A 23,322-nucleotide genomic window follows, 5' to 3' on the forward strand; every position below is an offset into this window, starting at 1 on the left:
CCTGATTAGTTGAGGTTATCCTCAAACAACTTGTAGATACGACGATACTCATCCAGCCAGGAGCTGGGCTGGCGGAAACCGTGGGATTCAACCGGATAAATAGCCGTTTCGAAATCGGTTTTCTCCAGCTCAATCAAACGCTGCACCAGGCGCACCACATCCACGAAGAACACATTGTTATCCACCATAGGGGCGTTAATCAGCAGCGGCTTGTTCAAACCTTCAGCATAGTAGATAGGCGAACTGCGCTTATAGGCCAAATCGTCTACCTGCGGGGTGTTGAGAATATTGGCGGTATAAGGCGTGTTGTAATAAGCCCAGTCGGTAACGGGACGCAACGCCGCGCCGCACTGAAACAGCTCAGGATTGGTAAACAGTGCCATAAAGGTCATAAAACCGCCGTAAGAGCCGCCGTAAGTACAGATACGCTGGGTATCTACGTTGGCATTGGCGCCCAACCAGTTTACCCCGTCCTGCAGATCCTGAATTTCCGGCGTCCCCATTTGACGATATATAGCGGTACGCCAGTCACGGCCGTAGCCGGCAGAGGCGCGATAATCCATATCCATGACCACATAGCCTTGCTGTACCAGCATGCTGTGGAACATAAATTCACGGAAATAACCTGACCAGCCCAAATGTGAATTTTGCAAGTAACCGGCGCCATGGTTAAAGATGACCGCTTTACGTTTTTGACCTTGCTGATAATCCTCAGGCAAATAAACCTTGGCGTAGACCGGCAGCTCGGAATGGCTAGACGGCACAGGCACCACCTTAGGCGCTACCCAGGGCAAGGCCTTAAAGGCCTCACTAACCGTATCGGTCAGTTTAACCGGTTTGGCCGCTACTTGGGCATCCTGCACGTACAATTCGGGCGGACGGGTTACCTGACTGTGGGTCAGCAGCAGCTTTTGCTCATCGGGGCTAAGCACATATTCATTATCGCCGCCCATATCGGTCAGGGCTTCAATATCACCACTTTGCAGATTCACCCGATAAATCTCGTAAATACCAGGGTGCTTAATGTTGGCTCTGAAGTAGATGAACTTGTCATCGCGGGTCAGCGTCAGCTTGTCCACTTCATAGTCGCCATAGGTCAGGGCCAACTCTTTGCCGCCCAGCTCCTGACGATACAACTGGGCATAGCCCGACTGCTCAGACAGAAAATACAAGGTTTCACTCTGGTTCAGCCAGCCAAAGCTGTTGAAACGGTAGTTGACCCAGGCTTTGTCGTGTAAACGGTGCTGATTAACCAGCTTGCCCTTGGCCAGATCCACGGTGGCAATCCAGCGGTCTTTGTTGTCCCAGGCTTTGAGCATCACAGCCACTTGCTGACCGTTGCTGTGCCACTTGATAGCACTTTCGCTCCAGTACCAGTCGGTAATCAAACCGATATCACGGGGCAGACGATTGGCTTGATATTTCTCACCTTTGGCTTTGGCGTTTTCGGTTTTCACCTCGGCCAGTACATCATCGTTGTAGCCAGGTAAGGTCTGATAACTCAGCGCCACCTGGCTGCCTTTGGTCAGGTCCAATAACCATAGTTCCTGAGCGCGGGGCTTGGCATCGACCACCATACGGCGCACGGCTTCGGATTTAATCCGGCCATCTTCGCCAATGTAGTTAGGCATGATGTCGTTATCATCGCGACCCGGCTCATCTTTCTCGATAGCCAAGACCAGGCCCTTGCCATCCGGCGACAAGCTGGCTTCTACAGTGCGATAATTGGCCGGTAGGTAAAAGGGCTCGGGGGTTAGGCTGGCATTTTCAGCCATCAGTGCCTGTTTGTGGTCAAACTTGGCCTGACGATCAGCGCGCTCCTTATTCACATACTGAATCAATTCCAACTGCTTTTCGGCCAGGTAATCTTTGGGCGCGTCTACCGCTTTGGGCTTGTCAGCAAACGTCCAGCTGGCCAATTGGCGGGTCAAGCCACTGTTGAGATCAATAGCCAGTAAGGCATTGCCCATCTGATAAGCCAGATTGCCGTTAGTCATAAACATAGGGCGGCTGACACGTTCACTGGAACGGGTCAGTTGAGTCACTTTGCCACTGGCTAGGTCTTTCACGAACAAATTGCCTTCAAACAACCAGGCCGCCTGGCTGGCATCGGCATTAAAAATACGCTGGCCGTTATCGGTCAGGTGCCGTTCACCAAGAGGAAGTACCCCACCATTGCCACCTTGCTGTGCAGAGGTTTGCCACAGATCCATCACCGGGCTGCCTTCGCGCTTACGTGCATAGCGCACACTTTGGCTGTCCAATCCCCAGAATGGCGCCTGAGGGAAACGCCCCATCCAGTCCGGATCGGCCATAATTTGTTCCAGGCTGATTTTGTCACCCTGGGCAGCTAAGGCTGCCTGGGCCTGAACGGGTTCTGGCAAGGGTTTGGATTGTACGGCTGGGCCTGAGGATGTTTGACTGGTGGTGCTGCATGCGCTTAAGCCGGCGCACATCAGCAGCACCAGATAACGTTTTGTCGTCTTGTGCATTGTTATAGTGTTCCCGTATTTGCTGGGTGATGAACCGATTATTAAATCCTAAAGCGTCGTTTATCGCTACGATAAATGATCTGACTGAAAGACGATGGCGTATTATCAGTTCTTGTTATACAACAGATTTTAATATCCCAATTCCATAAGGATCACCATGAAAACGCGTTTGATTGCTTTGTTATTCAGTTTGGTAGCCGGCAGTGCCATGGCTGACCAGTGCCCAGATTTACTCAAGTTTGTTAAACGCAAACTGAACTCACAGGAAGAGGTTAACTTGTGTCAGGCCTACCAAGGCAAAACCTTGCTTATCGTCAATACTGCCAGCTACTGCGGCTTTACCCCGCAATTTGAAGGGCTGGAGAAACTCTATGCCGATTACAAAGACCAAGGGTTAGTGGTGATGGGCTTCCCCTCTCATGATTTTAATCAGGAAGACAACGACGAAGCCAAAACGGCTGAGCTTTGCGAGTTAACTTACGGGGTGAAATTCCCCATGTTTGAGCCTATCGCCGTGCGTGGTGATGATGCTGATCCCCTGTATCGCATGCTGGCCAGAAAATCCGGCACAACGCCCAAATGGAACTTCTATAAGTATCTGGTAAACAGCAAAGGAGACGTGGTGGAGTCTTACGGCTCTAGAACTAAACCACAGGACAAAGACTTTATTCAGACCCTGGAGAAAACCCTGGCGGGTGAATAACCACAAACGCCCGGTCAGACAGTGTCTGACCGGGAACATCTTAATTACATGCGGTATTCCACCCCGACATAGTAATAAGCACCATTAAAACCAAAAGGTGCTGAGCGGCGTGAATATTTGAAAATCCCCGGACTGGATACCACTACATTGCCCTGAGCATCCACTATAGTACCGCCACGGGAATTGCCGATCTGGTTCTCATCTGGGGTGACATCAAACAGGTTGTTAGCCCCCAGACTGATGCTTATATCCTCACTAAAGTGATAGCGGAATCTCACATCGGTCAGCACCTCGGCCCCATAGGTTTGCATACCGCCATCGGTGACGGTGTATTCCCCGTACCGATTAAATGCCAGTGTCATATCCCAGCTGTCCTGACGATATAAACCGCTCAGGCTAAGGCGGCTGTCGGGCTGCCATTCTTCGATAATGGAAATATCCTGCTCAGAAAACACCTGGTCCACCGACACCGTCTCCAGGCCACTGCCTTGGGGTGTAAACAACCTGACAACATCGGTATCGGTGAAGTTCGCCGCAAAAGTCAGATCTAAGTCCCCTCCGGCCAGCTCGGTATTCCAGGTACTAACAATATCCAGTCCGCGGGTTTCGGTATCCGCCCCATTTAAGAAAAACTGCCCGGCGCCAGCACCGGATGCATCAAGGGCCGCGTCCAGGGTGGACGATAAACCTTTGCCCAGACGGTTGCTGATCACTATACGGTCATCAATATCAATGGCGTAGTAGTCCAGAGTCACGCTGATTTCATCAAACAGCTTCACAATGGCCCCCACACTCCAGTTTTGCGATTTTTCCTCGGTTAATTCAGGGATGCCGATGGCCTGAGCTAGGTTACTGTCGTTTCTGAAGGTACCCACTTCCTGTGCCACCAATACGCCCTGGTCGTTAACCACAAACTGGGTACCGATATTGTTAAAATACAATTGCTGCATAGACGGGGCGCGAAAACCGGAGCTGACCGCACCACGCAAACTCAGGTTGTCGGTGACAAACCAATTAGCGGCCAGTTTGTAGTTGGTGGTATGGCCAAAACCGTCGTAATCATCAAAGCGCACTGCCCCGGTGACTCTCAGGTTATCACTAAGATCGGTCTCAGCATCCAGATAGAACGACATCACATTGCGAGTTTCATCCACCGACGAGGCTGGGGCAATACCTGGAAAGCCCTGGATGCCGCCACTGGCATCTTCACTGCCCACACCACCACTCATGCCACTGTAAATACTCACACCATTTACCGTGTCGTAATCACGATAGGCATATTCCTCACCAGGCAATATTTTATAGCCGTCTTCCCTGAGTTCAGCCCCCAGAGCCAGGGAAAAGTCATCAAACTCTTTGGTGTAATCCAGATTCAGGGTTTGCAGTGTCAGCTCTAAGCCATAGGCATCTGCTTCTCTGGGAATACTGGCGCGAATCTCCTCCGCGCTCATACCCTGCTCATAACGTAATGTATTAGCGTAAGAGGCATTAATGGAGTCACTGGTCTCATAGTCAATGCGGTTCTCACCCCAGGTGTAGGACAGATCCAGACTGGCCTGGTTGGAAAAATCCACCTTGTAACCCAGGTTGTACGACACATCATCGATCTGTGAGTTTATCTTGGGCAAAAAGCCCATCTGAATAGTGGCATCGCCATCTTGTAAGGGGGTATTGCCACCGGTATTGGCATTGTGGCGGAAAAACGCGGCGGACTCGTTATCTCGGGTAGAGTAAGTTAAAAAAGCATACAACTCCCCTTCACCCAACTGATACCCCGTATTTAGGGTTAAGGCGATTTGCCGGGAGTCTGCGTCACCAATCCGAAAGGTATCGCGGGGCGCGGTCAGCTCTCTGGGATCCCCCGCCAGCAAGGAGCCGTCTGCTAGTGTAGTGCAGCCAGGAAACTGGCAGGAGCCATGCAAACCGGCCCGGTTGGTGTAACCCCGATCACGGTAGTTAAAGGTTAAATTCAGATACCCCTCGTCCCCAAGCGCCAGACCTTTATTCAAATCCAGATTCAGGGTTTCACCATCACCTTCCGAGTATTCACCATAAGACAGCGCGGCGCTCCCCTGCTCGGCACTGTCTTTGAGCACCAAATTAATCACACCGGCAATAGCGTCGGAGCCATATTGCGCCGCCGCGCCATCTCTGAGTACCTCAATGCGTTTAATGGCGGCAGCAGGAATGGCATTCATATCGGTACCTGCCGTTCCCCGCCCGACCGAGGTATTAATATGGATAAGCGATGCCTGGTGGCGGCGTTTGCCATTAATTAACACCAGGGTTTGATCTGGCCCTAATCCTCTGAGAGTCGCAGGTCGCAGGGCATCGGTACCATCACTGATGGATGAACTGGAAAAATTAAACGACGGGGCGACCGCTTGTAGCATTCTACCCACTTCCGTTTGGCCGGTGTTCTGCAGGGCTTCGGCGTCAAGAATATCCACGGGTACCGGTAATTCTTCGGCAGAGCGGCCTGACACACGGCTTCCCACCACGGCTATTTTCTCAACTTGTTCTGCCCCTTGTTGCTGTGCAACGGCTTCCGTAACCGGTAAGCTGCCCAAAATGGCCGCCACGGCAATACTGATTGTGTGCTTTTTCATGCTGTACTCCCTTGATTTTCATTGTATCGACAACGCCACAACGGGTAATGAACGCCATCGATGCTCAAAGGCTGGCCATACTTCCCTCCAAGCCTTGTCCGGCACAGATAAAAAGCCCGGACTATCAAGGTTTAGCATAGATATTCAGATAGTGAGAAAATTGGGGACAAATCATGAGCTTATAAACGGGCATAAAAAAGCCCCGCTTATAAGCGGGGCATAAAGAGCACACTCAACTAGGAACACACATTTGCGAGAGCTCGGCTCTCACTCACTGCACTTATTCAGGCAACCATTTTTTCAATAAGTTCAGAAATTTTTTCGTCGGCTTGAGCAAAACCTTTATTAGCTGCTTCGGGGCCCATATTCAGGCCTTCGGCATACACAAACTCCACATCCGTCATGCCCATAAATGCCAATACATCGTTCAGATACTGGGTTTGGCTGTCTTTGGGCGTTCCTTGATAAACGCCGCCGCGCGCCGCCACCACATAAACCTTCTTATTTTGCACCAACCCCACAGGGCCGTTTTCGGTATAACGGAATGTCATTCCGGCACGCGCCACCCGGTCAATCCAGGATTTAAATACCGATGGCACGCCAAAATTGTACATGGGCATACCAATGACAATAATGTCATTGTCCTGCAGCTCGGCTATCAGACCATCTGATAGCGCCGCCAGGGCTTGTTGCTCTTGTGAACGTTCCTCAGCAGGAGTCATCCATGCTGCCATTTCACTGCCGCCCAGATGTGGCAGACTCTCGCCATCCAGGTCGCGCACCGAAACGCTGATGTCGGTAGACGCAGCTAACTGTTTAACGAATTTGTCGGCTAACTGCCAGGAATGACCTTGTGCACCGTTAAGGCTCGAATTGATTAGTAACAGCTTTTTCATGGCTTGTTCTCCAGTCGGTTAATCTTTAAGTCCTAGTCATTCTAACCACTAAAAACAGAAAGAAAATCGCAAAAAATACGCAAAACCATTCTAAAAAACAGGAAGGTAATAGAAAGACACTCTTGTAAATGGAATGTGATCCCTTGCCGACTTCTCCCCGTAGTTGAATTTGCCTAAACAACAATGAGGAAAAAACCATGCAAGGGATCACAAAACTCTTGACGATCTCAATGATGACTGCAGCACTATCGGGATGCTGGCTTGACGATGACGATTCGGTTGCTCCCACACCTACCCCAGAGCCAGAGCCCCCCGCACCGGCCAGCACTTATGTGCGTGTTACCCATGCGGTATCTGATGCGCCCAAGGTCAATATTCTCGCCAATGGCAGCATACTGGCGGAACTGGAAAATGTCGATTACCAGGTTTCATCCCCTTGGATAGCCCTGGACGAAGGCAGCTACAGCATACAAGTAGACGCTCAACTCCCCATGGATACTCAAACACCGGTCATAGGGCCGGTCGATTTGGCCTTTATGGGCAATAAAACCTATGACATTTTGGCGGTCGGCAAGGTGGCAACCATTGAGCCACTGATCATTGAAAATGACTTTACCCAGGTGTCAGCCGGTAACGCTAGAGTACAAATAGTACATGGCGCAGCAGATGCCCCCATGGTGGATATCTATGTCACCGCACCAGAGGATGATCTCAGCAGCGCTCAAGCGCTGGCAACCCTGTCCTTTAAGGAACATACCGCCCAAACGGAAGTGTCAGCAGGCGACTACAGGGTAAGGGTAACACCTGCAGGCAGCCAGGATGTGGTATTTGACTCCGGCACCCTAACACTGCCAGAGGGTTTGGATGCCATGGTGACAGCCACAGATAACGTAGGCGCGGGGGCATCCCCGGTCACCCTACTGTTATCCACCGCAGAAGGCTCCAGCATGGTTTGGGATGCTAACGCGGGCGCGCACGTTCGCGTCGTTCATGGTGTAGCGGATGCACCAGCGGTGGATATTTTACTCAACAATGCTTCAACGCCGGCGGCCCCGTCACTGGATGGTGTGGCATTTTTACAACAGTCGGGCTATCTGCCCTTAGCCGAAGGTGATTATCTGGTTGATGTGGTCGCCGATGCAGATAACAGTGTTGTTGTCATTGATGATGCCGTCTTAACCTTGCAACAAGGCGCTATCTACACGGCCATGGCACACAACCAACTGGCCAATATTGCCTTGGGTGTTTTGCTTGATACGCCCCGCCCCCTGGCCACCGCAGCTAAAGTGCGCATCGTGCATGCCTCACCCAGTGCAGGGAATGTAGATATTTACGTGACTGGCAGCGAGGACATCACCAATACTGACGCGGCATTCAGCGATATTCCGTATGGCTCACCCGAGCTGATAAATACCGGTTACGTTGAATTACCCGAAGGGCGCTACTATGTGACCGTCACACCAACCGGCAGTAAACAAGCCGCCATAGGGCCAATAGCCTTGGATCTTATGCCTGGACGGGTGTTTACCGCCGTAGCACTGGACGCCGCCGGTGGCGGCTTACCTGCGCAGGTTTTGCTGCTGGATGACAGCCAGCCCTAGTAAAAAACACCTGCATAGGAGGTGGTTTAGAATGACAACCCAACAGAGCGGCCTTGGGCCGCTTTGTTTCTAACTTTCCTTTATCCCCACGCTTTCAATATTGCCCTGCTCATCCACTTGGCGAACCGTCAGTGTGACGCTTCCCACATTCAGATAGTCTCCCACTACTACCCGGCGATGAAACTTACGGGCGAAAAAGTCAGACAGGCTCAAGGCCGCTTTTTCCTCAGGTAACTCCCCTAGCGGATAAAACTGTGCCACTTCTCGTAATGACAGACCGGCATGCAAGCTAAACGCACCAAAGAAGTCGCTTTCTTGTAGTTGCTTGGCTTTATCCGTACTCGCCAGCACCCGGCTGACACTTTCCATATCGGCAGCGCGCCCCATTACCAGGACGTTATCCCCCTCGATAAACTGTCGGGTATGCTCGGGCTGGATCCAGGCAAGATTACGAATAATGCCCACAAAACAAGGCTGATGGGTAAAGGTAAGTTCATCCCAGCGATGTTCAAAGGCCAGACTGTCTTTGGTGATGGGAAAGGCCCAGACCTCCATGGGGTCACCACTTGGCAAGGTTTCCAGCGGCAAGCGCTGCGTCGGCTCCGGTGTAGGCGGCACCTCCAGTCCCAGCCAACGAGCCAGCGGTGTCATTGTCCAACCTTGTACTAACAGAGAAATCAAAACCACGAAAAACGCCACATCAAAATACAGCGCCTGATCTTCCAACCCCGATAACCAGGGATACAGTGCCAGGATAATTGGCACGGCGCCACGCAGCCCCACCCAGCTGATAAATAGCTGCTCGCGCCAGGGAAAGGAAAATGGCAACAAGCAAATCAAGGTTGCAATAGGCCTTGCCACAAAAATCAGAATCAACGCAACGGATAACGACAGCGCAGCGTTGTCCATCAGATGCGAAGGGGTGACCAGCAGTCCCAGAATAAGGAACATCAATATCTGTCCCAGCCAGGTTAATCCATCCTGCACCTGCAATATATGCACAAGCTGCGGTAAACGCGCGTTACCGATAAGAAAGCCCATCAGATATACCGCCAAAAAGCCGCTAGCATTAGCCTTGGCGGTCAGGGCAAAGACTAAAATGGCACTGGCGGCTGCCAACAAGGGCACAAAGGTAAAATCCAGCGGAATACGTCTGACCAACAAAATAAATGCCTGGCCCCCCAGCCACCCTGCGATCAGACCGATAACCAGTTGCCACAACACATTTAACCCCAAACTGGATAAGTCCAGGGATGCACCGGTTGCCAAGGCCGTAGTAAGCGTCATGGTCAAAATAACGGCCATGGGATCGTTGGTACCCGACTCTATTTCCAATGTCGAAGCAACTCGCTGCTTAAGCGTCACGCCACGGGACTGGAAAATACCAAATACCGCTGCCGCATCAGTGGAACTTAATAAGGCACCAATCAGTAATGCCGTGGGCCAGGGCAATGAAAACAACCATACCGCACCAGCCGCGGTAATAGTGCATGTCAGCGCCACCCCTAAGGTAGACAAGCTGATAGCCGGCCACAGTGCGACCCGGAATCGCTCCTTATGGGTACGCATGCCACCGTCAAAGAGAATAATGGCCAAAGCCAGAGAGCCAATAAAGAAACTTAACTGAGGGTTGTCGAATTCCACACCCAGTATGCCATCTTCGCCGGCCAGCATACCGATACACAAAAACACCAATAACAACGGCGCGCCCAGGCGGTTTGACAACACGCTGGCCAAAATACTAAATACCAGCAGCGCCCCACCCAACAGCATAATACCGATCACTTCATTCATGGCGCCTTCCCCTGCGGTATAAAGAATAAGAGTAACACAGATGCAAAGCGGCACGCATAGGCCCTGGCCTGTTCGCGCCTCAATTCAACTCAAACAGGAACAAAAAAGGCGCGTAAAAAAACGCGCCTTTAACAAGATGGAAAAATAACTCAGAGCTTATCCAGCGCCTGGTCAAAATCAGCAATAATGTCATCAATGTCTTCAATACCGACACTGAGACGAATCATATTGTCGCTGATACCCGCCTTGGCACGTTGCTCAGCTCCCATCTCAAAATAGATAGTGTGGGCAACCGGAATAGCCAGGGTGCGGGTATCCCCCAGATGCGTAGCATTAAGAACTAATTTAAGGTCATTCAAAAATGCAAAACAGTCTGCGCCATCCTTCAAATCCAGGCTCAGAATACCGCCATACTGGGTGAAAAACTCGTTAGCCAGCGCGTGCTGAGGATGGTCATTCAATCCCGGATAGTAAACTTTCTCCACTTTGGCGTGGCTGGCCAAATAGGTGGCCAGAGTTAGGGCGTTCTTGCAGATTTTATCCATGCGCAGCGCCAGGGTTTCCATACCGACCGAAATCATATGTGCCGCATCCGGCGTCAGGCAGCCGCCCATATCCCGCAAGCCTTTTTTCTTAATTTGCAACAGGCCCCACAAATGTGCCGGCTGAGACTTGTATGAATCATTGATATTCGGGAAAGCTTGCCAATTAAACAAGCCGGTATCGATCACCGCACCACCCAGAATCTGACCATGTCCGGCAATATACTTGGTTAATGAACCAACCAACATCGAGGCTTTGACCGATTTAGCATCGAACAAGTTTGCCGGAGTCATGGTGTTATCCACCAAGTACAGCAACCCGCGTTGCTCACATAAATTACCTATGGCCGCCAAATCGGCAACCTGTGTCACCGGATTCGCGATGGTTTCGAGGTAGACCGCACGGGTATTGTCCTGAATAGCCGCCGTCACATTGGCCACCTTGGTGGTGTCCACCAGCGTAACCTCAATGCCAAAGCCGCGCAGCGTATTGGCAAAGCTATTGGTATTGCCAAATAAGTACTGACTGAAAATCAGATGGTCGCCATGCTTAAACAAGGCCAGCATGGTGGTAGTAATCGCTGCCATGCCACTAGCAAAGGTAAGAGCACCCACCCCCTCTTCCATTTGCGTCAGCATATTCTGCAATGCATTAATGGAAGCGGATGACTGACGCGAATAGGCATGGCCAGCATTACGCCCTTGAAATACATCCACCAAGTCTTCGACTCGTTTGTATTCAAACAGCACTGACTTGGTTGCAGGTTGGTGCACCGCACCATCCTCGGGATGGTTAAGCAGGCGGTCTGCATGCACCAGCTTGGTAGTAAAACCTTTAAAATCCAAAAATCACCTCGTCGTTGCCCTGAAGGACGGTAAATAACTCACTCACCGCCCTAACACTAACTTATCACGCCAATTCAGGATACTTGGCTGTGACGCCGGCATAAAACTCTCTTATTTTAGCCATCTCTACGGCTATATCATCGCCGATTTCCAGCAAAGGACCAAATCCAATTACTTTCTTTTTATAATCCAAATATATAAGCAGCACAGGTACATTGGCGGCTTTAGCAATATGCAGGAAACCAGATTTCCAGTTTTCTACCTTTTTGCGCGTCCCTTCTGGCGCCACACCTAACACCATATCCTGACGAGCAAACACATCCGCCACCTGTTGCACTAATCCTTGTGGTGCGCTGCGCTCCACCGGAATACCGCCTATTTTACGCATCCACCAACCAAGGGGCCCCTTAAACAGGGAATGCTTGCCAAGAAAAGATACCCGCAATCTGAGTGCAAACGCGGTCGCCAGACCAATAACAAAATCCCAATTGGAGGTATGTGGTGCAACACAGGCCACCATTTTATCCAGATTAGGAAACTCACCCTCCATTCTCCAACCTTTCATCGACAAAACTTTACAGCCAAGCCAAAAGGTAAAACGGCTGCCTATTCTGGGCACTTTATCGCCAATTGGCGGCATATTCAGTGAAGATTGCATAAATTCACGTCTTTAACTTCAATATCCTTAATGTTCTCCGACCTCCTGCCACTTGTCGAGTGGATTTGCACAAAGGCAAACAAGAGAAAGCATGGTAAAGCCTTGTTTGCTCAGGCAGAATGGGGCTATTCACCACCCTCTGGTATGACAATGAAGTTGACGTCGTTAATCGGCACTACGGTGTGCCTGCTTTGTTCACTGGTCAGTACGACGCTGCTGGCTGAAGAAAACGCCAAGGATGTATTTGGTCATTATCAGCCGGCCTTGTTTCAAATCCGTATGATCGAAGTTGAATCAGGCAATAAATCGTCCATCGGTTCGGGCTTTCAGGTCAGCGATGACGGCCTGATCGTGACAAATTATCACGTGATTTCTGACTCAGTGTTCTCCCCTAAAAAATACCGCATAGAGTATCTTACTCATACCGGAGAAACCGGCCCACTCACTCTGCAGCATATTGATGTAGTCAATGATCTGGCCCTGGTGCGCCGCAAGGTAGAGGGAGCCGAGCATTTTCCCCTGGCCGACAGCCTGCCGGCACAAGGTGACAGTATATTTTCCCTGGGTAATCCCCATGACCTGGGCATGATTGTCGTTCCCGGCACCTATAACGGACTGAAAAAAAGCAGTTTTAATCAGAAAATTCACTTTACCGGTTCAATCAACCCCGGCATGAGTGGTGGACCGACCGTCAATGCCTCGGGGCAAGTGGTGGGTGTAAACGTTGCCACAGCCGGTAATCAAATAGGCTTTTTGGTGCCATTGGCCCCGCTACAAGCTCTGGTTGCACGTGCAAAAGACGCAACGCCTGAGCGTTTTATGGACGAAATTCAACGCCAGTTGATTGTTAACCAGGAGCGCTTGCTTTCGCCATTTATTCAGGCGCCATGGCCGCTGGCATCTTTGGGGCAAGCCAGCGTCGCTGGTGAGGTGGTGGATTTTCTGCCCTGTTGGGGCAACTCCAACGCCGATGACAAGAATGCCCGTTATCTGACTGTGCAAAAGCGCTGTCGCCTGGATGAAGAAATATTTTTAAATCAGCGTTTGCGTACCGGTACCCTGGAACTTGAATACGAATGGCTGACCTCCAACAAACTCTCTTCTGCGGCTTTTTATAATTTATACGAACAGGGTATGCAAAGTGCCGGCCCAGGCAATAATGCCGGAAAGGAAAACGTCACCAATTATCAATGCCAGCAGCAACGAGTCAGCAACGCACAAAACATGAAATTGCGCTTCGTATTCTGCACCCGCGCCTATAAAGACTTTGATCAGCTCTTTGATGTGCTCATTCTTGGCGCCAGTTACGGGCAGGCTCAGCAGGGACTGATAAGCCATTTCACCCTGGCCGGTGTCACTCAGCAAATGAGTCAGGCCTTTACCCAGCGTTTTGTGGAGGCTATGGCATGGCAATAATTATTGAAAAGCTAGCGGCCAATAACCGTCAGGTAAAACATTACCGTTTCGGCCAGTCGTCGGTCAGCATTGGCCGCGGTTATGACAACGATATCCGCCTGGATGACCCTTATGTGGGGGCCGAGCACGCCGTGATTGAACAGGATGCTGAGGGCCAGATTCATATTCGTGACTGCCAGTCACTCAATGGCATACATATCAACGGTAAGGTGCAGCAGCAGGCAAGATTGGCAAAAGACGATGTAGTGGTGCTGGGTAAAACCCGTCTGCGTGTTTTTGACAGTGCCGAACAGGTCGAGCCGGCTCTTAGGCTGAGCGTTATCGAATCGCGCCTATCCTTCCTGTCCCACTGGCGGTTTACCTTTTTATTGGCCTTTGTGTACGCCCTGGCCCTTACTTATCAAACCTACCTGCATACCTTTGTTGAGTTTGAGCTAGGCAAAATGCTCCCCAGACTTATCAGCGAACTACTGATATTGTCGGTATGGCCGTTGTTATTTGGTTTACTCTCAAGGCTGCAAAAGCAAGATGCCCGGCTTGCCAGCCAATACTCTATTTTACTGTTGATGGTATTGATAGGCATGGGACTGTCGCTGTTGAATCAATGGCTGAAGTTTAACTTTGCCCAGTTCCCAGCCTGGAACGGCGTTGAACTGGTTGCATTGGGTATGCTGTTCTTTACGCTACTGTGGCTGACGTTACTTATCGCCTTCCATCAACCAACCTACCGTCGCAACCGTATTGCTTTGGGCTGCACCTTTTTGTTGGTTGCCTGCCTGATGGGTTGGCAGGAAATTAAACAGGCAGACTTCTCGCCTCGCCCCCCCTATCAGTTTGTCTTGCTCCCAGGCACCTATGCCATTGACGATGGGGTGTCCACAGAAGAGTTTGTGGAAGGTCTGGCCAGTACCTATGAGAAAACCGCGACAAGTCGCGGTAAAGAGTAATCTAAGGCATGTGCATCCTGTTTGTGGCAGTACGTCAGCATCCGGAGTATCCGCTGCTGATTGCTGCCAACCGGGATGAGTTTCACAACCGCCCTACTCAGGCGTCGGCATTCTGGCCTGAACAGCCGCAGATATTGGCGGGTCGGGACCTTCAGGGCGGTGGCACTTGGATGGGGGTAAACCGACAAGGCCGGATTGCCGCTTTAACCAATATCCGTGCCCCGGCCACTTTTGTTGCTGATAAACCCAGTCGCGGCCATTTGGTCAGCCACTACCTGGCTGACACCCCACCGGCAGATTACGCGCAGTGGCTGGCCCAGCACCGAAACGATTACAATGGCTACAACCTGCTGTTTGGTGATTGGCAATCATTGGCGGTCTACAATAATCACAGCAATGCGCTGACCTCGCTTGAGCCAGGTATCTACGGCTTGTCCAACGCCGATTTGCATAGTCCCTGGCCTAAGACCAGTCAGGGTGTGGCCGCCCTGACGGCCTATTGCCAACGGGGTGATACCGACATTGAAACCTTGTTCAGCTTGCTGCGAAATGACACACAAGCCGAGGATGCAGCGCTACCAGACACAGGCGTTCCCAAAGATTGGGAAAAGCGCCTCTCGTCCATCTTTATCTGTTCAGAAGAATACGGCACAAGAACCTCTACTTTGCTGTTGATAAACCGCCATCATCAACTGAGTTGGTATGAACGGAGCTTTCTGCCATCAGGCGCGGTTTACAACAATGTCAGTCAACATCTTCAGATAAGCGACTATTTATAAATCGGCACTCGAAATTTGTCGTACTGCTGTCATAATAGGACGCCTTTTGCGCACCAAACCATCTGCACATAATTAGTTGAGGGAAACCATGTTAGAAGTGCTTGAGCAGTTACCTGCCGATCCTATCCTTGGCCTGTCCGCCGCGTTCAAACAGGAAACCAACCCTAAGAAGGTTGATCTGGGTGTTGGCGTATACAAAGACGAACAAGGCCGCACGCCAATTTTGCACGCTGTCGCTAAGGCGCAGAATATCCTGCTGGCGAATGAGGATTCCAAAACCTACATCAGTCCTCAGGGCGTGCAAGGTTTTATTGACGGTATGTTGGAATTGCTGCTGGGTAAAGGTCACAAGACCCTGATCGAACAGCGTGTTTCAGCAGTTCAAGCGCCAGGTGGCTGTGGTTCGCTGCGTATTCTGGCGGAACTGCTTAAGCGTGCCAAAGGCGATCTGACCGTTTGGGTTAGCGATCCGACCTGGGCTAACCATATCCCTCTGATCGGCAGTGCCGGTCTTAAAATCGAAACTTACCCCTACTTCGACAAAGACAGTGCCAGCATCAAGTTTGACGAGATGGTTGCCTGCCTGGAAAAAGTTAATAAGGGCGATGTGGTGCTGCTACACGGATGCTGCCATAACCCCACAGGTGCCGATCTCACCAAAGAGCAATGGAATAAAGTACTGGAACTGGCGCAACAGCGTGAATTCCTGCCATTTTTGGATATTGCCTACTTAGGTTTTGGTGACAGCATTGATGATGACGCATACGGTTTGCGGTTACTGGCAGACAATTTACCGGAAGTGATTATTGCGGCTTCCTGTTCAAAGAACTTTGGTCTGTACCGTGAGCGTGTTGGCCTGGCCGCCATTATCAGCGCTAACCGTCAAACCCGCGATGCACTGCAAACCCAGATCCAGGCAATTGCCCGAGCCATCTATTCCATGCCGCCTTCTTACGGTGGTGCACTGGTGGACATTATCCTGAACAACGACGAGCTTAAGGCTCTGTGGCAGGATGAAGTCACCGAGATGCGTGAGCGTATGCAAACCCTGCGTCGCTTGCTGGCGGATAAGATTAAAGAGAAAAGCGGCAACGACTTTGACTTTATTACCCGTCAAAAAGGCATGTTCTCCTACTTGTGCATCAGTCCTGAGCAGGTGAAGAAAATGCGCAGCGACTATGCAATTTACTTTGTGGACTCCAGCCGCGTGAACATCGCCGGTATCAGTCATTCCAACGTTGACTACATCGCGGACGCGTTAGTAGCCGTACTGTAAGTCTCCACTGAGACTAAAAAGCCGCTTTATGCGGCTTTTTTATTATGCTCGGTTTAGCAGCATCAGCGGTTATCCTGTGGTGCCCCTCCTTTCCCTTAATCATTGATAACAGCATCGCCGATTACGGCACAAAATCATCAAGGCGCTGATTCATATCTGCCATTACCTTGGCTTTAAAGTTACTTTCTGTACGCTTACCGATCCGTGCTTTATAGTCTGCAATATCAACTACTTCCAGATTAGCGTTAAGGGTTTTAAACAGGCGAGGCAACCGTTCCCCGGGACATTGGATATGGTGCAATCCGCCGCTATACACAAACAACAGTTTGCCGCTGTCGAGGCGCTGCAGAATATCCGCCACGCCCCCCCGAACAGACATGGGCTGGCCGTCTTTATCCAGACCGTTGCGTCTTTTCATTCGTCCTTCGGGTAAAATCGCCGTGATCACATCGCCTCGCACCAGAGATAAAAAATGCTCCCAGCTTTCATCGGCTTTACGGGTTATGGGAATCACCCCAGGCAACAACACCTTGAGTACGCGCCCCGCCAAGGGCCGCTGCAGGGTAACGTCTGCACCAGGCACAATAACCTTATGGGCAATGTTCCAGACAAATGACCAAGGGGCAAAGCGGATAAATAAGGGCTCAAACAGGCTGGTATGATTTAAAAAGACCACCAGGCGTACTTCACGAAGCGCGGCTTCCCGTTCCTGACTCAGCCAGTTGGGTGCCCCCCGGTAAAAACAATGAGACAAAAGTTTAACCCCGCCCATCAGCATGAAACTCAATATCTTCAAATGGTTACACTCCTGACTCAGTAACAGATTAAAGGATATGCCGGATTTGCCGATACTTCAGTATGTAAACGCAAGACGGAGTTCATTTATGTCCAAACAGCCCCATACCCTGATTCGCAAACTCTGTTATTCAGCAGTGGCGCTGCTGGCCACCTTATCTCTGTCTGCCTGTATCCAGAGCCAATCCCTCACTGCGGTAGACACACAAGATCCGCAGTTGGTTCAGCAGGCCCTTAAACGCGTCAATCATAGCTTCAAGACCTCCTTTATGATGGGCGATTGGTATTACCAAGGTGCGCAGGTGGTTAAGGGCGGTATCAACGCCTATATCCAGATCCCCGCCAAGTTGGATATGGAACTGGAGTATCAGCGTAACTATCTTCGCCAATCTGTTTGTCCTTCTGCCGCACAGCAGGACTTCTGGCAGGAGATAGGTCCACTGTCCTTGTCGGTGCATATCTATACCTTTAACAAAAAGTTTAGCGTTTACGCTGAATGCACCAACCCGCTGGCTTGATAGGTCATATGTTGCGGTAAAGCAGGGGCTCAGGCCCCTGTTTTGTTATCTGGAACACAGTTTCTACCCTTAAGTAAAAGTTCAGGCAAGATTCATCCTCGTCATCCTACTCTATGCATAACGAGAACGATGAGGATGCAATTATGAAAACCTGGATCATCCCTTTATCCATGCTAGTGTTATCTGCCAACGTCCAAGCCGCTGAGCGTTATGCTTATGCCAAAGTGAAGCAGGTTACCCCCATATACGAAACCGTACTGGTGAGCAGTGCACCCGAGCGCGTTTGCTACCCCACCCGCCAGCGCCATGACGCAACCCCTACCGTAGTGGGTGCTATTATTGGCGGAGCCGTGGGTCATGCCTTAGGTCATAGCTCGTCAAACAAGAAAGTTGGCATGGTGGCCGGTGCCGCATTAGGTGGGGCCATTGGTCATGATGTAGGACGCAACGGCTATCGGGAAGTGTGTGAAATGCGCCCGGGAACGCAACGTCGCATACGCGAACTGACCGGCTATGATGTGACGTACAAATACAAGGGCGAGCTCTATCATACCGTGACCCAGCGCCATCCTGGCAAGCGCCTGAAAGTTAAAATAAATGTTCGTCCTGCATTTTATTGATATGGGCTTTACAGGTAGACTTGTCAGCATCAATGCAAGTCAAAGGTAGCGAGAATGAAACTGGGTAAAATACTGATTTTCACACTAGGTTGTGTGTTGGCTGCCGCGACTCACGCTGCCCCTCAGGACAAGGAGCAACTGGATGAGGCGCAGGCAGCCAAACGCGTGAAGCAACAGGTCAATGGCCGGGTGTTAAAAGTCGAGCCACAAAAAGACAACTACCGGGTCAAAGTGCTGCAGAAAAACGGCCGTGTCGTGACGGTAGACGTAGATAAAAAGTCAGGAAAAGTCAGACCTAGCAAGGACAACAAAGATAGGAAGTAAGCGTAATGCGAGTATTAATTGTTGAAGATGACGCCCGGCTGCTCACCCAGCTTGACCAACTGATGCAGCAAAATGGCTATAGTGTGGATCTGGCCGATGACGGGCAAAAAGCCCTTTTTCTGTTTCGCGAATATCCTTACGATTTGGCCATAGTTGATATCGGACTGCCAGTGCTGGACGGTCTGGATTTAATCCGTCAGGTCCGAAAAGACAAGATCACCAGCCCGATTCTCATCCTTACCGCCCGTGATCGCTGGCAGGAAAAAGTCGAAGGCCTGGAGGCAGGCGCCGATGATTACCTGACTAAACCTTTTCACAATGAAGAGCTGTTAGCCCGCGCCAAGGCTCTGATTCGCCGCGCTGCAGGCCAGCCTAACCCAGCCATAGAACGTGGCCCCATCCGTCTGGATACCCTTTCGGAGGAAGTGTTTGTCAACGAGCAGTATGTAGAGCTTACCGCCTACGAATATAAGGTACTAGAGTACCTGTTGATGAATCCCAATAAGATTGTGTCTAAAACCGAGTTGACCGAGCATATCTATGATCAGGATTTTGATCTGGACAGCAACGTCATTGAGGTGTTTATCGGGCGCCTGCGCAAAAAAATCGACCCGGACGGCAGTATAAAGCCCATCGATACGTTGCGTGGACGTGGCTATCGTATTAGTCGCCAGCTTTGATTGCGATGCGCAGGTGGTCACTGAAAGGCCGCAGTTTTGCTGCGGCGCTGCTGGTGTTAGTGGTATTTTTGCCGCTGACCGCACTCACTCTGGAAAAGGCGTATACCAACAGCCTGACCCAATCCATGCAGGATCAACTGCGCATTCAGAATCTGGGACTCATTTCTGAGTTTGAGGTCATCAACGGCGTGATCCAGATGCCGGAAACCCTGTTCAATAACAGCCTGAATATTCCCGACTCCGGCACCTATGCCCTTATTTCCATGCATATGCTGCCGTTATGGCAATCCGAGTCAACCCTGCACTGGCAGAAGATACCGGAACTACAACGGCCTGATGTCGGCGATGAATTGTTTTTATCCAAGCAGTTCAATGGCCGTACCTTTTTTCAATTCAGCTACACGGCCGAATTTGAGGACAGAAGCCTGATGTTTCCGGTCACCTTTCACATTCTGATGGAAGGACGACTTTTCGATAGCGAACTTTCAACCTTTCGCTACACCCTATGGCAATGGTTAGCCTTCGTTGCCTTGGTACTTATCGCCCTGCTAGCCTTCAGCCTGAATGCGGCGCTTAAACCTATTGGTGGCCTGGTCAAACAAATCAGTGAAGTAGAATCCGGTAAGCAGCGACGCGCAGAGGGTAATTTTCCACCAGAGCTTGAACACCTCAAAGCCAGCCTTAACCACCTGCTGGACTCAGAGCAGCAGCAGCGTAGTCGTTATCATCATAGTTTGGGCGACTTGGCGCACAACCTGAAAACGCCCTTAGCGGTTCTCAAAGGCAATCCTGAATTGCCCGCTTCTGCCAGAGAGCCACTGGAACAGATTGAAAGCATTATCGCCCGCCAACTCAAGCGAGCAGTAGCCGGTATCGGCAGCGGCTGGCAACAAGCCGAGCCACTGGCGCCTTTGCTGACGAAACTTATCTCCGCGATGACAAAAGTGCACGCCGACAAGCAACTGGCTATCCAATTGCATGATCCGGACAATTTAGCACTGCCCGGCGATCAAACCGATCTGATGGAACTGTTTGGCAACCTGCTGGATAACGCCTGTAAAGCCGCCCATAAGCAGGTTCAGGTGAGTCTGCACTGTAACCAGCAGCTGTGTATTGATATTGAAGATGACGGTCCGGGGATCCCGACAGACAAACGCCAGGATCTCCTCAACCGCGGAACACGACTGGACTCTTACGCCAGTGGTCAGGGAATTGGCATGGCGGTGGTCTCTGATTTAGTGGCAGCCTACAACGGCACCCTGCTAATCAGAGACTCCGAGCTTGGTGGCGCCAGAATCAGCTTGCGCTTTCCTCTACCGGCTTAACATCATCAGCCAAGAGTAACGCAAACCAGCGCCCTCCCTGAGTAGATTCCAAGGCGATTTTAACAATCATGGTCAGGGGCACCGATAACAACATCCCCACCGTGCCCAATAGCCAGCCCCAGAAGATCAACGACAAAAACACCACCAAGGTAGATAACCCCAAGCCCCGCCCCATAAAGCGCGGCTCCACCACATTGCCCATCAGGGTGTTGATCACCACATAACCTATACCCACCAAGCCAGCGGTAGCAGGGCCAAGCTGTACGAGTGCTAACAGCACGGCCGGCACAGCCGCAATAATAGAGCCAATATTAGGAATATAGTTAAGCAGGAAGGCTAGTACGGCCCACAACATAAAATGGTCGACCCCCAGCAAATACAACATCAAACCCGCCAGAAATCCCGTCGCCAGACTCACCAGTGTTTTGATTGCCAGGTAATCCTTAATTGAGGACAGAAACTTATCGATTTGTTCAATTTTCATCGCCGGGTCGTCCAGGGCTATATGCACCTTGCGCGGCACCGACTCGGCTTCGAATAGCATAAATACCACGGTAAGCAGGATAAGCAGGAAGTTGGTCATCACAGCTCCCACACCTGATAACAGGTTAGATGCCATGTTCATGGCCAGACCAGGATCCAAATAGGACAAAAGTTGGCTGCGGTCCAAGTGGATATCAAACGTTGCCAGGCGCCCGACCAGCCAGCTTAGCTCACCGGCTAACTGCTCTTTATACTCAGGCAAATTGCGGGAAAACTCGTTCATGGAATTGCCAACTAATCCGGCCAGCATAAATCCAAAAACCACGATCAACAGTATAACTAATATCACTGACAGCCAGCGCGGTACCCGATAGCGACTGGCCCAGGTGATAAGCGGATTACAGGCCATGGCGATAAACACCGACAGTAGAAACGGCACCAATATACTGCTGGCCGCTTTTACGCCGGCCAGAATCACTACCAGGGCCGCCATGGTCAGGAGAACTTTGCTCGAAGAGGCGTTTTTTATTTCCATATCCAAGAGAGAAGAAAGTCAGGTTGTGGCAAAATTACCAAAAGCCTTATGTGTTTGAAACAAAATCAAGAAAAAACGGATGTCCCTATGAAGCTAAACCCCGCAATCATTCGAATCAAAAATCTGCGCCTGCGCACTTACATCGGTATCAAGCAAGACGAGATTGATAATAAACAGGATGTGCTTATTAACGTCACTATCCAGTACCAGGCCGAGCAAGCCACCAATAGTGATGATATGCAGGACGCCCTAAACTACCGCACTATCACCAAACGTATTATTGACCTGGTGGAAAACAACCGCTTCTCTTTGCTGGAAAAGCTCACTTCAGACATCCTGGCAATCGCGTCGGAGCATCCCTGGGTGATTCATGCTGAAGCCGAGGTAGATAAACCCCATGCATTGCGCTTTGCTGATTCGGTCTCTCTGTGCTTATCTTGTAGTAAACGCTGAGCCATAAAGGATTTTTCCTATTATGCAGATTCTGATGACGGGAGGTACAGGACTGATTGGCACTCGTCTGCTTTCCAGGCTGCCAGAGGGTTATCAGGTCACGGTGCTGACCCGGAATCTTGCCGAGGCGGAACTGGCACTTGGTCGGCGCGCAAGCTGGATCTCCTCCTTTAACGAACTCCCCAGTCTGGACGGCTACGATGCTGTTATTAATCTGGCCGGTGAGCCTATTGCCGACAAACGCTGGAGCAATGAGCAAAAGCAGCGGATATGTCAAAGTCGCTGGCAGATCACCGAAAAACTGGTGGAATTGTGTCAGACCAGCGCCAATCCCCCCAAGGTGTTTTTAAGTGGCTCCGCTATTGGCTATTACGGACGTCAGGGAGAAGAGCTAATCAGCGAATATCACCGGTCCGTGCATGATGAATTCAGCCACCAGCTTTGCCAACGCTGGGAACAGATTGCTTCTCAGGCGCAAAGCGAAAATACCCGGGTTTGTTTGTTACGCACTGGTATCGTCCTGAGTCGCAAAGGTGGCGCACTCGTCAAGATGCTCCCGGCATTCAGGGCGGGATTAGGTGGCCGAATGGGCGACGGGCGACAATTTATGTCCTGGATCCATATCAGTGACATGATGGCTGCGATTCGCTTTTTACTGGAAACCCCCGACTGTCAGGGGCCTTATAACCTAACCGCCCCGAATCCTGTCACAAATCAGGAGTTTTCCGAAACCCTGGCCACCGTGCTAGGACGCCCTTGTCTGTTTCCCATGCCGGGCTTTGCACTGAAGCTGCTGTTTGGCGAAATGTCTGAGCTGCTTTTATACGGACAGCGCGTCATTCCCACGCGCTTAGAAGAAGCTGGCTTTCATTTTCAGTTCCAGCACCTCAAACCCGCGCTGGAGAATCTGCTGCAAAGTTAATCAAGGTTGATGGCTCGTTTAAGCGCAATAAAAAACGGGCTTTCGCCTAATGCCGATCAGTTAAGAAATATTCGAGCGATCGGTTGACCGATCCTTCGAGGCGTTCAG

General features: G+C 50.9%; 21 protein-coding genes. 13 read left to right on the forward strand and 8 right to left on the reverse strand.

Going from position 1 to position 23,322, the window contains the following annotated elements:
• Positions 1 to 5 precede the first annotated feature (5 nt).
• Complete coding sequence (locus IEX02_RS12655; RefSeq protein WP_188695582.1) at positions 6 to 2,492, reverse strand: S9 family peptidase; 2,487 nt, start codon at positions 2,490 to 2,492, stop codon at positions 6 to 8.
• 157 nt (positions 2,493 to 2,649) lie between these two features.
• Here IEX02_RS12655 and IEX02_RS12660 point away from each other — a divergent pair, with 157 nt between their 5' ends.
• The gene (locus IEX02_RS12660) at positions 2,650 to 3,195 is read left to right on the forward strand and encodes a glutathione peroxidase (protein WP_188695586.1); all 546 of its coding nucleotides are present in this window, start codon (positions 2,650 to 2,652) and stop codon (positions 3,193 to 3,195) included.
• Between the two features lie 44 nt (positions 3,196 to 3,239).
• Here the strand turns inward: IEX02_RS12660 and IEX02_RS12665 are convergent, their stop codons facing one another.
• Positions 3,240 to 5,804 carry a TonB-dependent receptor plug domain-containing protein gene (locus tag IEX02_RS12665; protein ID WP_188695588.1) on the reverse strand — a complete coding sequence of 855 codons (2,565 nt, stop codon included), beginning with the start codon at positions 5,802 to 5,804 and terminating at the stop codon, positions 3,240 to 3,242.
• Between the two features lie 284 nt (positions 5,805 to 6,088).
• A complete protein-coding gene (locus IEX02_RS12670; RefSeq protein WP_188695591.1) occupies positions 6,089 to 6,700 on the reverse strand; it encodes an FMN-dependent NADH-azoreductase in 612 nt (203 codons plus the stop codon).
• A 197-nt stretch (positions 6,701 to 6,897) separates the two neighbouring features.
• On the opposite strand from IEX02_RS12670, the gene IEX02_RS12675 reads away from it, so the two are divergent.
• Positions 6,898 to 8,301, forward strand: a complete 1,404-nt coding sequence (locus tag IEX02_RS12675) for a DUF4397 domain-containing protein (RefSeq protein ID WP_188695594.1) — start codon at positions 6,898 to 6,900, stop codon at positions 8,299 to 8,301.
• A gap of 69 nt (positions 8,302 to 8,370) precedes the next feature.
• Here IEX02_RS12675 and IEX02_RS12680 read toward each other — a convergent pair whose 3' ends face one another.
• The 3 genes from IEX02_RS12680 to IEX02_RS12690 form a co-directional block, all read right to left on the reverse strand.
• Complete coding sequence (locus tag IEX02_RS12680) at positions 8,371 to 10,095, reverse strand: potassium/proton antiporter (protein ID WP_188695597.1); 1,725 nt, start codon at positions 10,093 to 10,095, stop codon at positions 8,371 to 8,373.
• Between the two features lie 149 nt (positions 10,096 to 10,244).
• The gene (locus IEX02_RS12685; RefSeq protein WP_188695600.1) at positions 10,245 to 11,483 is read right to left on the reverse strand and encodes a cystathionine gamma-synthase family protein; all 1,239 of its coding nucleotides are present in this window, start codon (positions 11,481 to 11,483) and stop codon (positions 10,245 to 10,247) included.
• A 64-nt stretch (positions 11,484 to 11,547) separates the two neighbouring features.
• Positions 11,548 to 12,141, reverse strand: a complete 594-nt coding sequence (locus IEX02_RS12690; RefSeq protein WP_229702211.1) for a lysophospholipid acyltransferase family protein — start codon at positions 12,139 to 12,141, stop codon at positions 11,548 to 11,550.
• 150 nt (positions 12,142 to 12,291) lie between these two features.
• Here IEX02_RS12690 and IEX02_RS12695 point away from each other — a divergent pair, with 150 nt between their 5' ends.
• The 4 genes from IEX02_RS12695 to IEX02_RS12710 all read left to right on the forward strand — a co-directional run bounded on the left by IEX02_RS12695 (position 12,292) and on the right by IEX02_RS12710 (position 16,559).
• A complete protein-coding gene (locus tag IEX02_RS12695) occupies positions 12,292 to 13,557 on the forward strand; it encodes a S1 family peptidase (RefSeq protein WP_188695603.1) in 1,266 nt (421 codons plus the stop codon).
• Positions 13,548 to 14,504: an FHA domain-containing protein gene (locus IEX02_RS12700; RefSeq protein ID WP_188695604.1), complete on the forward strand. Its 957-nt coding sequence runs from the start codon at positions 13,548 to 13,550 to the stop codon at positions 14,502 to 14,504. Before IEX02_RS12695 ends, IEX02_RS12700 begins: the two co-directional genes overlap by 10 nt.
• Before the next feature lie 8 nt (positions 14,505 to 14,512).
• The gene (locus IEX02_RS12705) at positions 14,513 to 15,283 is read left to right on the forward strand and encodes an NRDE family protein (RefSeq protein WP_188695607.1); all 771 of its coding nucleotides are present in this window, start codon (positions 14,513 to 14,515) and stop codon (positions 15,281 to 15,283) included.
• 88 nt (positions 15,284 to 15,371) lie between these two features.
• Entirely contained in the window at positions 15,372 to 16,559 is a 1,188-nt protein-coding gene (locus tag IEX02_RS12710; protein WP_188695610.1) for an amino acid aminotransferase, read from the forward strand.
• A gap of 121 nt (positions 16,560 to 16,680) precedes the next feature.
• Here IEX02_RS12710 and IEX02_RS12715 read toward each other — a convergent pair whose 3' ends face one another.
• A complete protein-coding gene (locus IEX02_RS12715) occupies positions 16,681 to 17,355 on the reverse strand; it encodes a 1-acyl-sn-glycerol-3-phosphate acyltransferase (RefSeq protein WP_188695612.1) in 675 nt (224 codons plus the stop codon).
• An 88-nt stretch (positions 17,356 to 17,443) separates the two neighbouring features.
• Between IEX02_RS12715 and IEX02_RS12720 the strand changes: the two genes are divergently transcribed.
• The 5 genes from IEX02_RS12720 to IEX02_RS12740 all read left to right on the forward strand — a co-directional run bounded on the left by IEX02_RS12720 (position 17,444) and on the right by IEX02_RS12740 (position 20,821).
• Positions 17,444 to 17,872 carry a hypothetical protein gene (locus IEX02_RS12720; protein ID WP_188695615.1) on the forward strand — a complete coding sequence of 143 codons (429 nt, stop codon included), beginning with the start codon at positions 17,444 to 17,446 and terminating at the stop codon, positions 17,870 to 17,872.
• A gap of 143 nt (positions 17,873 to 18,015) precedes the next feature.
• A complete protein-coding gene (locus tag IEX02_RS12725; RefSeq protein ID WP_188695618.1) occupies positions 18,016 to 18,492 on the forward strand; it encodes a glycine zipper 2TM domain-containing protein in 477 nt (158 codons plus the stop codon).
• Between the two features lie 54 nt (positions 18,493 to 18,546).
• Positions 18,547 to 18,816: a PepSY domain-containing protein gene (locus IEX02_RS12730; protein ID WP_188695620.1), complete on the forward strand. Its 270-nt coding sequence runs from the start codon at positions 18,547 to 18,549 to the stop codon at positions 18,814 to 18,816.
• Positions 18,817 to 18,821: 5 nt separating this feature from the next.
• A complete protein-coding gene (locus IEX02_RS12735) occupies positions 18,822 to 19,496 on the forward strand; it encodes a response regulator transcription factor (protein ID WP_188695623.1) in 675 nt (224 codons plus the stop codon).
• A 5-nt stretch (positions 19,497 to 19,501) separates the two neighbouring features.
• The gene (locus IEX02_RS12740; protein ID WP_188695625.1) at positions 19,502 to 20,821 is read left to right on the forward strand and encodes an ATP-binding protein; all 1,320 of its coding nucleotides are present in this window, start codon (positions 19,502 to 19,504) and stop codon (positions 20,819 to 20,821) included.
• Here the strand turns inward: IEX02_RS12740 and IEX02_RS12745 are convergent.
• Positions 20,793 to 21,839 carry an AI-2E family transporter gene (locus tag IEX02_RS12745; protein ID WP_188695629.1) on the reverse strand — a complete coding sequence of 349 codons (1,047 nt, stop codon included), beginning with the start codon at positions 21,837 to 21,839 and terminating at the stop codon, positions 20,793 to 20,795. The genes IEX02_RS12740 and IEX02_RS12745 overlap by 29 nt on opposite strands.
• A gap of 87 nt (positions 21,840 to 21,926) precedes the next feature.
• Here IEX02_RS12745 and folX point away from each other — a divergent pair, with 87 nt between their 5' ends.
• Both folX and IEX02_RS12755 read left to right on the forward strand, forming a co-directional pair.
• Entirely contained in the window at positions 21,927 to 22,292 is a 366-nt protein-coding gene (gene folX, locus IEX02_RS12750) for a dihydroneopterin triphosphate 2'-epimerase (RefSeq protein WP_188695632.1), read from the forward strand.
• A gap of 22 nt (positions 22,293 to 22,314) precedes the next feature.
• Positions 22,315 to 23,214, forward strand: coding sequence for a TIGR01777 family oxidoreductase (locus IEX02_RS12755; RefSeq protein ID WP_188695635.1), 900 nt, complete (start codon positions 22,315 to 22,317; stop codon positions 23,212 to 23,214).
• The last annotated feature ends 108 nt before the right edge of the window (positions 23,215 to 23,322 follow it).

Origin of the sequence: Bowmanella pacifica, from assembly GCF_014645355.1 — a bacterium.
GTDB lineage: Bacteria > Pseudomonadota > Gammaproteobacteria > Enterobacterales > Alteromonadaceae > Bowmanella > Bowmanella pacifica.

Bases quoted from the DNA above. Each gene is read 5' to 3' on its own strand.
- IEX02_RS12690 (WP_229702211.1), bottom strand. From the start codon at position 12,141: ATGCAATCTTCACTGAATATGCCGCCAATTGGCGATAAAGTGCCCAGA.
- IEX02_RS12745 (WP_188695629.1), bottom strand. From the start codon at position 21,839: ATGGAAATAAAAAACGCCTCTTCGAGCAAAGTTCTCCTGACCATGGCG.
- IEX02_RS12680 (WP_188695597.1), bottom strand. From the start codon at position 10,095: ATGAATGAAGTGATCGGTATTATGCTGTTGGGTGGGGCGCTGCTGGTA.
- IEX02_RS12755 (WP_188695635.1), top strand. From the start codon at position 22,315: ATGCAGATTCTGATGACGGGAGGTACAGGACTGATTGGCACTCGTCTG.
- IEX02_RS12730 (WP_188695620.1), top strand. From the start codon at position 18,547: ATGAAACTGGGTAAAATACTGATTTTCACACTAGGTTGTGTGTTGGCT.
- IEX02_RS12655 (WP_188695582.1), bottom strand. From the start codon at position 2,492: ATGCACAAGACGACAAAACGTTATCTGGTGCTGCTGATGTGCGCCGGC.
- IEX02_RS12695 (WP_188695603.1), top strand. From the start codon at position 12,292: ATGAAGTTGACGTCGTTAATCGGCACTACGGTGTGCCTGCTTTGTTCA.
- IEX02_RS12675 (WP_188695594.1), top strand. From the start codon at position 6,898: ATGCAAGGGATCACAAAACTCTTGACGATCTCAATGATGACTGCAGCA.
- IEX02_RS12705 (WP_188695607.1), top strand. From the start codon at position 14,513: ATGTGCATCCTGTTTGTGGCAGTACGTCAGCATCCGGAGTATCCGCTG.
- folX (WP_188695632.1), top strand. From the start codon at position 21,927: ATGAAGCTAAACCCCGCAATCATTCGAATCAAAAATCTGCGCCTGCGC.
- IEX02_RS12700 (WP_188695604.1), top strand. From the start codon at position 13,548: ATGGCAATAATTATTGAAAAGCTAGCGGCCAATAACCGTCAGGTAAAA.
- IEX02_RS12710 (WP_188695610.1), top strand. From the start codon at position 15,372: ATGTTAGAAGTGCTTGAGCAGTTACCTGCCGATCCTATCCTTGGCCTG.
- IEX02_RS12740 (WP_188695625.1), top strand. From the start codon at position 19,502: ATGCGCAGGTGGTCACTGAAAGGCCGCAGTTTTGCTGCGGCGCTGCTG.
- IEX02_RS12660 (WP_188695586.1), top strand. From the start codon at position 2,650: ATGAAAACGCGTTTGATTGCTTTGTTATTCAGTTTGGTAGCCGGCAGT.
- IEX02_RS12665 (WP_188695588.1), bottom strand. From the start codon at position 5,804: ATGAAAAAGCACACAATCAGTATTGCCGTGGCGGCCATTTTGGGCAGC.
- IEX02_RS12725 (WP_188695618.1), top strand. From the start codon at position 18,016: ATGAAAACCTGGATCATCCCTTTATCCATGCTAGTGTTATCTGCCAAC.
- IEX02_RS12720 (WP_188695615.1), top strand. From the start codon at position 17,444: ATGTCCAAACAGCCCCATACCCTGATTCGCAAACTCTGTTATTCAGCA.
- IEX02_RS12670 (WP_188695591.1), bottom strand. From the start codon at position 6,700: ATGAAAAAGCTGTTACTAATCAATTCGAGCCTTAACGGTGCACAAGGT.
- IEX02_RS12735 (WP_188695623.1), top strand. From the start codon at position 18,822: ATGCGAGTATTAATTGTTGAAGATGACGCCCGGCTGCTCACCCAGCTT.